Below are 13,366 nucleotides of genomic sequence, written 5' to 3' on the forward strand. Positions count from 1 at the left end.
AAGAGTGGCGACGCACACATGAACCCGATTGATATTCTGACCAGTACGGATTACGTGAAAAAACCGGCCTTTGACCTGAAAATTGGCGGCCGGCAAATCACCATGCTCAATGAGCGGTTAATTTCATTAACCCTGACCGATAACCGCGGTTTTGAGGCGGATACGCTGGAACTCTCGATAGACGATGCTGACGGTAAAATTGAGCTGCCACCACGTGGTGCAGAAATTGTGGTCAGGATAGGCTGGCACGGTGAGCCGCTGATTGAAAAAGGATTGTTCACTGTGGATGAAATCGCCCACAGTGGCCCGCCTGATCGACTGGATATTACCGCCCGCAGTGCGGATTTTCGGGAAGAGTTCAATATCAAACGGGAATACAGTTGGCATAACATCACGGTCGGTGATGTGGTCAGTGCTATCGCCGGGCGCTATGACCTGCAACCCGCAGTCAGTCGCCAGCTCATGGACATTGAAATTGATCATGCTGACCAGACCAATGAGAGCGACATTAGCTTTCTGTCCCGTATGGCGGAAATGCTCGGTGCTATTGCCACCATTAAAAATGGCCGGCTGCTGTTTATTACTCCCGGGCGCGGTGTTTCGCAAAGCGGCCAACCATTGCCTGTTATCACCCTGACCCGCGACAGTGGTGACAGTCATAATTTTCGTGTCGCTGACCGTGCCGCCTATACGGGCGTCAAGGCGTACTGGCTGGATCTGAATTTTGGCAAACAGCCCGCAACGACCCTAAAGCGGAAACGTAAAAAGCCGAAAAAGAAAAACGAGAAGTCCAGCCGCCGTGAGGGGGAGTATCTGGCGGGAGCTGACGGAAACGTTGACGTGATGCGCCAGACATTCAAAACCGAACAGGCAGCACGACGGGCCGCCGCAGCGAAATGGGCGAAACTCCAGCGCGGTGCTGCGGAATTTTCAATCACGCTGGCGCGGGGACGGGCTGATCTGTATCCTGATCTGACAGCCTCTGTCATCGGATTTAAGACCACTATCGACAGTCACCAATGGACCATTTCGCGGGTGGTTCACACTATCGGTGAAAGCGGATTTACGACCCAGTTAGAGCTGGAGTTAAAAATTAATGATTCTGAGATGACAGAAAGTGAACAATAAGCAGAAACAATGCGTTATAATCTCGGCAGGCACACCCCCAATGATGGAGGGTTTTTTCATGGCGTTTACCTGTCCCCAATGCGGCGCTGTGGCAAAGACACGTACCAGCGAGATGATGAGTGACGAGACGCGGCGCAGTTATCACCAATGCCAAAATATTCTGTGCGGCTGTACCTTTACCACTGTCACCACGGTTGAGCGGTATTTGACACGTCCTGTCCCCCAGCAGTTACCGGCTGATTTTAAAGTCCCGAAACTGGCATTTCCGACCAGCCATTATGGTGATGAACAAATTGGATTTGGTTTTTAAACCAAAAATAAAAAGAGCCTCAATAGCGAGGCTTTTTTATTTCAATCCGTGATCTGAATCACTTTTCAAAATGGGTAAATTGGCAGGCACCTGAAGGAAGTTGCCCTTTTGTGTCGCCACCCCGTCGCCATTCTATCGCCACTTTGCATTTTTCATACAATCGCAGAAAGCAAAAAAGCCACCGTAAAGGTTAATACCGCTCGCTTAAGAAAACTAAGATAAGTCATAATTGGTCTTAGACAAGCATCTGAGGCCAATTTTTTTATGTCTGAATTTTCTCGTGAACTCCAAGCCACTGCGGCCTTAAATTACCCGGGATCCATGGATGCCTTTAGTCAACACATTCCGATGGCATGGGTGACTGAAGCGGTTAAAGAAACGGGGCGAGCCACTGTGCGAAAACGTCGATTTCCCGCCGAACAAGCCGTCTGGTTAGTGCTGGGTATTGGGCTCATGAGAAATCGTTCGATCAATGATGTTTGTGACAAATTAGATCTGGCGTTTCCTGACGCGAAAGGGAAACTGCCGCCATTAGCGTCAAGCAGTCTTTCAAAAGCCAGACATCGTCTTGGTATTGAACCCTTGCGACACCTTTTTCATACCACGGCCACCGAATGGGAAAAAGAAGATACGGCTTATTCTGCCTGTGGACTGAAAATCTTCTGCGTGGATGGCACCCAGTTTAAGGTGCCCGAAACGGCTGATAATCAACAGCTGGGTTATGCCTCAGGCAAAGCCCCCTTTCCCTCTGTGCTGGCGGTGACCCTGATGTCCGCCCGGACACATCTTATCTCCGATGTGGCGTTTGGCCCCATCACCCAAAGTGAGATTAGCTACGCTCAGCGACTGGTGGGCTCTGCCCCCGAAAATACCCTGACGTTGTTTGATCGGGGCTTTCTCTCTGCGGAGTTATTTCAGGCCTGGCAAGGCACCGGCAAAAATACCCATTGGCTCACTCCGATAAAAAGCAAAATGCGTTATGACGTCATTCAGGAATACAGTCCTTATGACAAACTTATCGATATGCCGGTTTCTCCCCAAGCCCGGCAACTGCATCCTCACCTTGAAAAAACCTGGCGGGCGCGCCTCGTTCTGATCCCGGAACCGAAGGGAGAAATTAAAGGGTTTATTACCTCTATGGAATGTCCCGTGACGTATCCCCTCAAAGAGATCCTCACTGTGTACTGGGAACGATGGGAAACCGAAGAAGGCTATGGTGAGCTGAAACAAAGACAGCTCAATAATACCGCCCTCCTGAGAAGCCAGACACGGGCAGGTATCTATCAGGAGTTATGGGGCATCCTGATCGCCTACAATCTGGTTCGGCTGGAGATGAGCCGGATGGCAAAGGACTATCGTGTTGAACCGCTTCGGATCAGCTTTATCAATGCGTTACGACTGATACAGGATGAATTTTTATGGTGTTCAGGACGCAGCCCCGGCACGATCCCGCAAAAATTAAAAGCCCTCAGAGAAAGTGGCAAACGGCTTATTTTACCTCAAAAGCGAAAACGCCCATCGGTTCCAAGGCAAGTGCTCTGCAAAGCACCCTGTTACCCTTATAAAATCAAAACCACCCGCATAGCGGGTGGTTTGCTCTCGCCCTATAAGGGCATGTTACCGACTGCGCCAAAATGACGCCGCTTTCTCTTTGTTCAAGCTAAATGTCATTGTCTCTTTGGCTTACCCCTTAAAGGGGTCCTCATACTCACGTGCACTCAATTTATCCTGTATGAAATCTTGCTTTTCCTGCTCTCGGATATACTTACGGATCGTGGCTTCATTGAGTCCTACTGTACTCACATAATATCCTTCTGACCAAAACTTCCTGTTGCCAAATTTGTATTTTAGATTCGCGTGCTTATCAAATATCATCAGTGAACTTTTACCTTTCAAATATCCCATGAAACTCGATACACTGATTTTCGGCGGGATACTCACCAACATATGCACATGATCTGGCATCAAATGTCCTTCTATTATTTCTACCCCTTTGTACTTACAAAGGTTTTTTAAAATCTCACCTATACTTGAACGTAAACTTGCAAAAATAACTTTACGTCTGTATTTCGGCGAAAAGACGATATGGTATTTGCAGAGCCACTTTGTGTGGGCCAAGCTTTGTGCTTTAATTCCCATAAACACCTTTCCTTCTTAGTTACGCATATTAGCTTGAACATCTATATCGTAACGGAAAGGTGTTTTTCTTGGTATAACCCCCTGATCTCCACCCGCATAGCGGGTGGTTTTATGTTTAAGAAGCATAGGGCTTCTTAAACTGGCTAAAGCCCTAAAAAAGAACCGCTCGTGCTTAAGCGAGCGGTATTACCGTAAAGGTGGCCTTTTCTAACCTTAACTCAATGTTTTACATCAAGTTTTCATTTGGTGCCAGGGCGGGACTGGTAATTTAATGTAACTTATTGAATATATTTGATTTATTTTTAATTATTTATTTGATGCCCCTTTTTGTGCCCCTAAAAGTATTTGTTATCTTATGATGTTATTTCAATCACCTGATAGCGTGGATGGTGGAAAATTGAGCCAGAATTCTAATAATTCGAGCCCAATCCATAATTATGTCAAACCACTTGATTAAGAACGGTTAATAACTGTTAACGGTAATGATGGTAGCCCTAACTCTTTCATAAACTCGTTGTGACAAAGGGTTGCACTCTTGATTTTTTCTTCCAGAGACACCAACTCACAGTGAACTGCTTTTAAATCTATCTTCTCTTCGGGCTGTGCCGTGCTCACATAACGTGAGATATTCAGGTTGTACTCGTTTTTCTCGATCTCTTCCATCGATACGCGGCGGGCATATCTATCTTCTTCCTTGCGGAACTGATAGTAATCAACAATCTTATCAATGTGTTCTGGCAGCAGGTAGTTCTGGCGTTTGCCTTTCTCGAAGTGTTCTGCTGCATTGATAAATAGTACATCGTCAGACTTCTTACAGCGTTTGAGCACCAGAATACAAACAGGAATACCTGTTGAGAAGAACAGATTCGCAGGTAAACCAATGACTGTATCTATATGACCATCTTTTAAAAGCTTGGTACGGATACGCTCTTCTGCACCGCCACGGAATAAAACACCGTGAGGAAGAATAATTGCCATTACACCATCATCACTGAGGAAGTGGAAACCATGTAGCAAGAAAGCGAAGTCTGCGGCTGATTTAGGTGCAAGGCCGTAGTTTTTAAACCGGAAGTCATCAGCTAGCGACTCTTTTGGCTCCCAGCGTAAGCTAAACGGTGGGTTGGCTACGATGGCGTCGAACTGTATCTTTTTGGCGGGATTCATCTCGTTGAGAATATCCCAATCATTTTCCAGGGTATCACCGTGGTGAATCTCAAATTCGGTATCTTTGACCCCGTGCAATAGCATGTTCATACGTGCCAGGTTGTAGGTAGTGATGTTTTTTTCCTGGCCATATATCTTGCCAATACCATGAGGTCCAAGCTGCTTACGTACATTCAATAGCAATGAACCAGAGCCACAAGCGAAATCCAGCACCTGCTTGATTTTCTTCTTCTTACCGGTAGCCGGTTCCTGACTATCGAGAGTCACTATTTCTGAAAGAATCTGGGAAATAGGTTGAGGTGTGTAGAATTCCCCCGCTTTCTTACCGGAATCTGCGGCAAATTGGCCGATTAGGTACTCGTAGGCGTCTCCTAAAATGTCTGTGTCTGTACTAAATTGGGAGATACCCTCGGCTATCTTTTGGATTACCACACAAAGTTTATTATTGCGATCTTTCTGTGTTTTACCTAATTTTTCAGAATACAGATTGATTTCAGAAAATAGCCCCCGAAAATTACGGCCAAATGATCGTTCTTCGATATAGTCGAAACCTTTGTCGAGAGTGATAAGCAAATCACTATGTTGAGTTCTCGCCATTTCAGCGATGCTACTCCACAAAAACGGCGGTTCAATTACATAATGGGTTTTAAGCCGCATTTGCTTTTCAAAATCGGCAATATCTGCTGGATTGTTCTGATACCAAATTGCTAGCGGTGCTCGACGGTCGTCTTTGGCTGGTTCCGGATAATCGCCCCCCAATTCCTTTTTAGCTGCTTGCTCATAGTTATCAGAAAGATAACGCAGAAACAGGAAAGACAGCATATAATCGCGAAAGTCATCGGCATTCATGGCTCCGCGTAATTGATCGGCGATATCCCAGAGGGTTTTGCCAAGCTGATTTAATTGTTCTTTAGTCATATTAATTATCTACCTAACTCTATGGATGAACATCTGGCAAATCGAAGGTGTATCTCTCCAGAAACCCATTCAGAATGCTATTGAAAAGTTGCTTGTTGTCTTCAGTGAGTTCTTTGGGATCAAATAACGAGTAGTCGCCGTGGCTCAACAAGTTTAAAGCACGCGAAAATAGCACTTCATCCTCAATGCCGTGGATACAGCCAGAAAAATCCTTAAAGCCAAAAAATGCAGAGGTTTTTTCGAGAATACCGCGCAGCACATTAAAGTGGTTGGCATAAAGTCTGCCCGCTTCTGCGGCTTTCTTTAATTCGCTGAGCATGGCTACATGGTGAAAAAATGGCGTATCAGTCGTCGTTTGTAGGCTATAGCCATCACCATTGCGGCTGTATATAAAATAGGATTTATGCGGCTGCTTTTTTAACTCATTACACATGACGTTAAAAAACAGGCTATGGTGTGATGAGATAACGGTTTTGACCTTGCCTATGGAACGCCTCAATAGCTTTGCTAGGTCAGAGCCCACCGCAATGGCATTATTGTCATCTAAAGATGAAATAGGATCATCGATATAGAAGTACTTCACCCAATTGTAGGCTTCAGAACCATCGATCACCAGTTCGCAAATCGCAAGGAACACACACCAAATGAAGATATTCTCTTCGCCACGAGAGATCTTGATGTTGTCCTGCACAACAGTCTCGGGCACTTCAGAATTTGGACGAAAGCGCGGGTTCTTTACCAACTTACTGAAACTGACACTCCAGTTGTCATAATCAATTTTAAAATTGAAGTTACTGTAGCGCGCCAAATAAGTAAAAATCTTTTCTTCAAGAGCGAGCTCTTTAAAACCTTCAAAAAATTTGGAACCTGAATTGATCTGTAACACCCTATTGGCATCGTTTTCAAGGTCGTTGTCCCAGAAGAATAAGTCTTCAGTAAACGCATTAAAATAGAGTGTATCTCGGTTTTGCCCTCTTTTTCGTTTTCCTGCATCTTTAAATTCCATTGATAGGCGTGTTTTGCCTGTGCCGTTATAGGCATACAATAGCACAAAATAGACACCGCCATTATCACTCTGGCGCAGATCATCTCTTAAAAGTTCAACAATTTTACGTAAACTTTTGCGGTTTTGAATTTTCGGTCTTCCACTCATCAGATTACATCATCCATGACAGGAAAAAGCTTCTGTATTAAGCCTTGTTTGTGATTTTTAAGCTCATTAACTTTCATTATCTGAGAGGAGATCATTTGATCAATAGATGAGAGAAAGCTGGCTATTTTATCTTGCTCTTCTTCTGACTTGGGGATGTGAAAATCATATTTTTTGAGTTGATTTCCATTTATTGAATTGATCGTTGCGCCCAGATCAGCAGCTACTTGCCTATCGTATGCGTATGTTTGAAAGAGCTGGTAAATGAAAAATGAACGATTTGTTCTAAAAATAGTCATAAAAGCACCATGAGTGCATCTAGGTAAATTTTCTGGAATTAACGCATTCTTCCCAATTAGTGCTTTTGATCCATTACGAACGCAGATCAGTATGTCACCGGGTTTGGAAAGATTTGCTCCTTTTACATCAGGTCTTACAAAAACATTATCTCCTAAGGAAATTTGCCCATTTTGAACATTTGAAGATCTCAAAACGAGCAAACCTTCCTCACAAACATCTGTCGGGCTATATGTTAAACCTGACACAAGCTCTCCTAGTTGACCTAAAGTTACTTTAATCCATTCCTGATTACTCCGAAATTCCGGAAAGCGTAGTTTGGGTACGTTTTCACCTTCGGCTGGAAAAAGTTGTTGCATCAGGCCTTTTTTATAGGATTTGAGTATGTCGAGTTTTTGGGCATGGAGTGTTATCAGCTCATCAATGGAGGCGAGGCAATCAGCGATTTTTTGTTGTTCCACTTCTCCTGGATAGGGAACAGGCATCGCCATAAACTCACTACTAGTAATACTCATACGATCATGGCGAGCACCATTATTTGATACTGTTCGCAAATAGCCATGCCATCTTGACGACTTAAAAAAATGTTCGAAGAATTCATTGTTCTTACTGTTGAACCTAAAGACTGTATAAAGAGGTGACATCACCCCTTTGCCAACCTTATTCTTTGAGATCGGTCCAACCGGTGCCACCGTGGATATTCTAGGGTTATAGACGTAATCCCCTTTATCAACAACATAATAGGTTTCAAGATTTCCTTTAACTGCAATATCCTTGTCAAAATAGTCACGCTGATCTACAACTCCATCAACCGCAGAATTCGTTAGTACTCGGGAAACATTTTCTCCCTTGTTTTTATTTTTTGACCGCTTTGCTACCTCATTCAACTCTACGCATGGCCAATGAGGATCATCCTTGAACTCTGGGAATCGTAATTCTGGAACCATATATTTCTTCTTATTCATACGCATCTAATCCCGAAATCTCACGACCTTCTGCCAGCTTTTGCAGGTAAGGTACTAAATCTTCCATTAAGGCCAGCTCCGCCATACGGCGTGCTTTCCAGCCTAGTTTCAAAGGTGCGAGCAGGTCGGTCAGCTGTTCGCCATCAAAGATCATGCGATCCAGAATGCTATCAATAAAAGTTTGCAGCGATTCGGTTTGCAAGCCGTGTTTTTCAGCAATCTTAGCTAATTCCTGTACCGCTTTTTGGATTTTAAATGTTTGGTAACCTTCGCTAATTTGCTTTTCATCAAGAGCAATACCAGCTTCTAAGCTGTTGATGTAGGCAATAATGTCCTCTCGCTCTTCCATCAGATTTGCATTGGCGCAGATCATGTCGATCAGTTGCTGGCGTGTCATTTTCTGTTTGCCGGTTTTTTGGGTAGATTTAGCAATCAGTCCCATAATGTAGTCGTAATCGATGATACTGGAAGCAAACAGCACTAGGTCAAACTCAAGTTGTTCTACCGTCTCTTCGTTTTCGTTACTTTTACCTTGTTTTCGCTTTAGCTCCATCGCTGTGTCGAGGTAAATGGCTTTGAAACCACGCAAGGTATCTGTTGGCAATTTTTGCTCGATAATGGCTTTGCTTTCTTCATCCAGATCGGTGTATTGCTCTAACTGGGTTTTGAGCTTCTGAACTTCTTTAAAGTGGTTGATGAACTCGGCCTTGGCGGTATCACCCTCGAGGTTATGCACTTGAGATGGCTCGCAAGTTAATCCTTTGGATTTCATAAAAGTCTGTAGTTCGTCCACCTTCTTCTGGAAGGCATCGACTACTTTTGGGGCAGGGTCGACCAACCAAATTTCTCGTGCTTCATCTTTAGGTCCGCCCGAAAACAGTTCAATGGCAGCGTTCACTTCGTTTTCCTGATAGCGGAAATCTAATATGTTGCCCCAGGGCTTAGTGTCGTTCAATACGCGGTTGGTACGTGAAAAAGCTTGGATTAGGCCATGATGCTTCAGATTTTTGTCCACATACAGAGTATTGAGATACTTAGAGTCAAAACCAGTTAACAACATATCTACGACAATAGTGATGTCGATTTTGTTTTTACGCGGGTAATCGGCATTGCTGTATTTTTGGTCTTTAATACGTTGCTGCACATCCTGATAGTAAAGATCGAACTCGTTAATGGTGTGATTAGTGCCGTACTGCGCGTTGTAGTCGACAATTATCGCCATCAGCGCTGCCTTTTTCTTTTCTGGCTCTACTTGGTTGTCGGCACTTTCTTGCGGCAGATCTTCCTGAAGTTGCTTGATATCCGCAGCATTCTTATTGTTACTAATGTTGTTACTTTCTTCACCTTTAGCAGCTTGTACTGGAGGTGAAAACACACAGGCGATATTCAACGGCTCGAAATTTTCGTCTTCTGCTTGTTTTTTCGCCTGTAGATTTTTAAAGAGTTCGAAGTACTCAATGGCATGATTGATGGACGCTGTGGCTAATACAGCATTAAAGCGACGCTGATTGGTGGCGCTATCGTGTTTATCCAGAATGGCTTTTACTACAGCTTCAGGAGGTGGCAGTTCTTTTTTCTTGGGTTTCGTTTGTCCGCCTTTAGTATCGTTCTTACCGAAATAGTCAATATGAAAACTCAACACGTTTTTGTCGTCAATGGCATGAGTAATTGTGTATTTATGTAGTTCATTTTCAAAAATTTTTTCTGTTGTAAGATCATAAGCTATTGCTTTATCTGCCGATACACCTTCAGCCGCATCATTATCAATACGAACATAACTCGCATTTTCGGGGAAAATAGGTGTTCCGGTAAAACCAAACAATTGAGCCTTCGGAAAGAACTCTTTGATGGCTTTATGGTTCTCTCCAAATTGGGAGCGGTGACATTCGTCAAAGATAAATATTACGCGTTTGTCACGCAGAGGTTCTAACCGTTCTTTGTAGGTTTGTTTGCCTTTTTTTTGCTGAGCTTTATTGCGTTTGCTGTTTTCATCCAGCGCTAAACCAAGCTTCTGAATAGTGGTGACAATCACTTTATCAGCATAGTCTTCCGATAACATGCGGCGTACCAGCGATTCGGTATTAGTATTTTGCTCGACACAGCCTTCCTGAAACTTGTTGAATTCTTCTCGCGTCTGGCGGTCTAGATCTTTGCGGTCGACTACAAACAGGCATTTTTCAATGTCAGGGTTATTTTTCAGGAGGGTAGAAGCTTTGAAAGAAGTGAGTGTTTTGCCTGATCCCGTCGTGTGCCAGATATAGCCATTACCACGGTTTTGGTGGATAGCATCAACAATGGCCTTAACTGCGTAAATTTGATAAGGACGCATGATGAGTATTCTTTGCTCACTTTGCACCAGTACCATATAGCGACTTATTAACTGACCTAACGTACATTTAGCCAGGAAGTCATCAGCAAAATCGTGCAAATGAGCAATTTTTTTATTGTCCTTATCTGCGTTCTGATAGATAGGCAGGAATCGCTCATCGGCATTGAAACTGAAGTGCTCTTTTCGGTTATTGGCGAAATAACGGGTATCGTTGCCATTACTGACGATAAATAACTGCATAAAGCACAGCAGAGTATTGGTATAGCCATTACCGATATCATTTCTATACTCAACGATTTGTTCCATCGCTCTACGAGGGCTGATTTGGAGCGATTTGAGCTCTATCTGTACCAGTGGTAGTCCATTGAGCAACAGGATTACGTCATACCGATGGTGGCTATTTTCAGTATTGATACGAAGCTGATTGATGACTTCAAAATCGTTTTTACACCAATCTTTGATATTAACCAGCATGTATTCGAGAGGCGTACCGTCTTCACGGGTAAACTTGCCTTTTTCTCGCAAAGCCTCCGAAGCCAAAAAGACATCCGTTGTTATGATTTCATCACGTAGACGATTGAATTCAGCATCGGAGAGATTAACTCGGTTTAGAGCCTCAAATTTCCGGCGGAAGTTGTGCTCAAGGCTTACCTTATCGCGTATGTCATTGCGATAGACGTACTTGAGATCTTGCAACTTGGCAATTAAGCCTTGCTCGATTTGTTGTTCTTTAGTCATTTCTGAAACCATGATTTCTAACTCTGCTATGTAACATTGTATTTTTAAGTAGAGTTATGCAGATGGATGCTGAGGACATGTTAACAGCATTACTTATTAGTAAACTCCAGAATCTCGGCTACTTCGCATTCAAAGAGTTGACAGAGTTTATCTAGGGCTTCTACATCGATTTTTTGTGCTGTCTCTTTGTACATCAGCGTCACGGTGTTCCGGCTGAGTCCCGTTTCCCGTAACACATCGGATATTTTCATTTTACGCTCTCCCATTAAGCGAGCGAGATGGCAACGAATCATGTTTGCACCCCAGATTAGTCCTGTTTAGACTAATACTAACAGGTTAAGCTATAAAAATTAAATTTAATCTTGAATTTTTTCAGTCTAAATTGACATATTTGAAGAACCATAAATCAGTGATAGATTGGCTTATTACCAAATTTGCAGAGGTGATTAAACACTTCCTGATTGATATCACTACTGTAAATTTTTCTCATGCTGAAAAAATACATGAAAAACAATCATGTTTGAAAAAGATTCTGGATAGGTTATTCAGGAATAAATCATAGGCGCAAATCCATGCTAAGGTTCGTTATTATATTAACAAATTTGTTGTAAGGTATGAAAATCCTTATTAATTACAGTATGTAAAAGAAGGTTTATTGTGATGAGGAGTAATCTCTAATAGAGATTTTTTCAAGATTATATTTTAAAAAAGCCATGAGATTCAAAATGACCAAATTAAACTGCCATTCCATGCTCAGGGCTTTTAATCAATATTTATCATTTTTACAAAGTTGATTACCAATTAACGCAGATTATTCCTGTGGTTTATTGCGAATCTTACGTTCAATTAACTGACCATAACTATCAAAATACCGACTAGGCCAGATTTCAGAGGGATGTATTTCGAGATAGTTAGCGATGATCCATTCGCCTTTAGGCCACTGTCTACTGAGTGCATTTGCTAATGTTGATGAACTAAGTCCCACTTCACGAGAGAGAGCCGCTAAGGTTGTACCACGTTTGCGTAATGCAGCAATAATGTCGGCTTGATGCCAATCATTTTTAACGTTGTTATTCATTCCTGCTACCCCTTCCATTAATTAATATTGATGGTGGCGATTCAGACAGGGTTCGCAGTACCGGTGGTGTCCAACCGGCGAGGCCGAAGCCTCCCCCGTCTGAACCACCATTGAAAGGGTGATAGCAGACGCACTGGTAGAAATATCCTACCAGTGGGACACCATATTTCGAGGCTGCGAAACCTCACCACTAGATTTTGCTAATGGCAGGAATACTTTAACTGATTGTTTTACCTAAGACAATAACTGAACGACTAAGCTTAACGACTATAAACCCGCTCAACATAACGCCCACGACCATCACCATGCCCCAAATCCATTGATACCAAAGCCCTTGCTTCCTGACGGCTAAAACCATTTTGCTGGTAAAACACCAGAGCATCCTGTGCCCACGCATAGCGCAAACTATGAGGAGAATGGCGACCGGTTAAACCAATCTTTGTGGTATGCGTTCGCCAGTAGTTCATGGCTTGCTTGAGGTCAGGTTTATCAATCAACCTGCTGCCACGTTGTTCTGCGATAGTCATTGCCTGTTCGACAGCGGTTTTTACCGCTGCAACATCCAATACACGGGTTTGCCGTGGTCGGCCTCCCTTTGTACCAAAAACAACCAGAAGTTTCGGTTCGGGTTGTTCTAACTGTTTGCGCCAGCTTTTCAGAGAGGCGCTACATTGTACCGCTTCCTGAGAACGTAGCCCCAGCAAACGGGCAAGTTTCAGTGTGACGGCAAATCCGGCATCACGCTCAAGGGCTTTTTGATAAACAACTTGAAACATAGCATCAGGGATCGCCTGTTTCGTGCCGGCGCGACTGGTTCCGCTTAATCCCAATGCCTGATTACTCAAACGCGGCGAGGTTTCCAGTTTTTCCCTGCCTGCCATGCGGAAGATATTACGCAGTGCGGACATTTCATTTTGCACCGTTCGTTTGGCGATCCCTTGAGATAAGCGTGCATCAACATACTGTTCCACATGCCTGGCTTTCAAATGGTTGAGACTTTTAACCTGAATATTCAGGCTCAATAATAACGCGCCCAAACGACCTGCGATCCGAATACGGTCATGGCAGGTCTTATGGCTGCCGCCCGCCTTCCGGGCAAAAAACTTTAATTCTTTAATCAATCGACTCATTGGCTTCCCCTTACTGATAC

Annotated in this window: 11 protein-coding genes; 3 read left to right on the plus strand and 8 right to left on the minus strand. The window is 43.6% G+C overall.

Going from position 1 to position 13,366, the window contains the following annotated elements; all coding sequences use genetic code 11:
* Positions 1-18: 18 nt before the first annotated feature.
* The 3 genes from PXH59_RS07070 to PXH59_RS07080 all read left to right on the plus strand — a co-directional run bounded on the left by PXH59_RS07070 (position 19) and on the right by PXH59_RS07080 (position 3,076).
* Positions 19-1,128 (plus strand): phage late control D family protein, encoded by a 1,110-nt coding sequence (locus tag PXH59_RS07070; RefSeq protein ID WP_285810945.1) that lies wholly within the window; start codon positions 19-21, stop codon positions 1,126-1,128.
* A 58-nt stretch (positions 1,129-1,186) separates the two neighbouring features.
* The gene (locus PXH59_RS07075; protein ID WP_285810170.1) at positions 1,187-1,438 is read left to right on the plus strand and encodes an Ogr/Delta-like zinc finger protein; all 252 of its coding nucleotides are present in this window, start codon (positions 1,187-1,189) and stop codon (positions 1,436-1,438) included.
* Positions 1,439-1,702: 264 nt separating this feature from the next.
* Positions 1,703-3,076, plus strand: a complete 1,374-nt coding sequence (locus tag PXH59_RS07080) for an IS4 family transposase (protein WP_285810946.1) — start codon at positions 1,703-1,705, stop codon at positions 3,074-3,076.
* 45 nt (positions 3,077-3,121) lie between these two features.
* On the opposite strand, the gene tnpA is transcribed toward PXH59_RS07080, so the two are convergent.
* The 8 genes from tnpA to PXH59_RS07120 form a co-directional block, all read right to left on the minus strand.
* Positions 3,122-3,577, minus strand: a complete 456-nt coding sequence (tnpA, locus tag PXH59_RS07085) for an IS200/IS605 family transposase (protein WP_047767579.1) — start codon at positions 3,575-3,577, stop codon at positions 3,122-3,124.
* A 453-nt stretch (positions 3,578-4,030) separates the two neighbouring features.
* The gene (locus PXH59_RS07090; RefSeq protein ID WP_285810948.1) at positions 4,031-5,659 is read right to left on the minus strand and encodes a type I restriction-modification system subunit M; all 1,629 of its coding nucleotides are present in this window, start codon (positions 5,657-5,659) and stop codon (positions 4,031-4,033) included.
* Positions 5,660-5,678: 19 nt separating this feature from the next.
* Positions 5,679-6,812 carry an AAA family ATPase gene (locus PXH59_RS07095; protein WP_285810949.1) on the minus strand — a complete coding sequence of 378 codons (1,134 nt, stop codon included), beginning with the start codon at positions 6,810-6,812 and terminating at the stop codon, positions 5,679-5,681.
* Positions 6,812-8,071, minus strand: coding sequence for a restriction endonuclease subunit S (locus PXH59_RS07100; RefSeq protein ID WP_285810950.1), 1,260 nt, complete (start codon positions 8,069-8,071; stop codon positions 6,812-6,814). Before PXH59_RS07100 ends, PXH59_RS07095 begins: the two co-directional genes overlap by 1 nt.
* Positions 8,064-11,138, minus strand: a complete 3,075-nt coding sequence (locus PXH59_RS07105; protein ID WP_285810951.1) for a type I restriction endonuclease subunit R — start codon at positions 11,136-11,138, stop codon at positions 8,064-8,066. Before PXH59_RS07105 ends, PXH59_RS07100 begins: the two co-directional genes overlap by 8 nt.
* A gap of 89 nt (positions 11,139-11,227) precedes the next feature.
* On the minus strand, positions 11,228-11,431 hold the full coding sequence (locus tag PXH59_RS07110; protein WP_254852611.1) for a helix-turn-helix domain-containing protein: 204 nt from the start codon (positions 11,429-11,431) through the stop codon (positions 11,228-11,230).
* Positions 11,432-11,949: 518 nt separating this feature from the next.
* Complete coding sequence (locus PXH59_RS07115; RefSeq protein WP_285810952.1) at positions 11,950-12,216, minus strand: helix-turn-helix domain-containing protein; 267 nt, start codon at positions 12,214-12,216, stop codon at positions 11,950-11,952.
* 260 nt (positions 12,217-12,476) lie between these two features.
* Positions 12,477-13,346: an integrase domain-containing protein gene (locus PXH59_RS07120; RefSeq protein ID WP_285811671.1), complete on the minus strand. Its 870-nt coding sequence runs from the start codon at positions 13,344-13,346 to the stop codon at positions 12,477-12,479.
* Between the last annotated feature and the right edge of the window lie 20 nt (positions 13,347-13,366).

Origin of the sequence: Xenorhabdus bakwenae, from assembly GCF_030272115.1 — a bacterium.
Classification (GTDB): Bacteria; Pseudomonadota; Gammaproteobacteria; order Enterobacterales; family Enterobacteriaceae; genus Xenorhabdus; species Xenorhabdus bakwenae.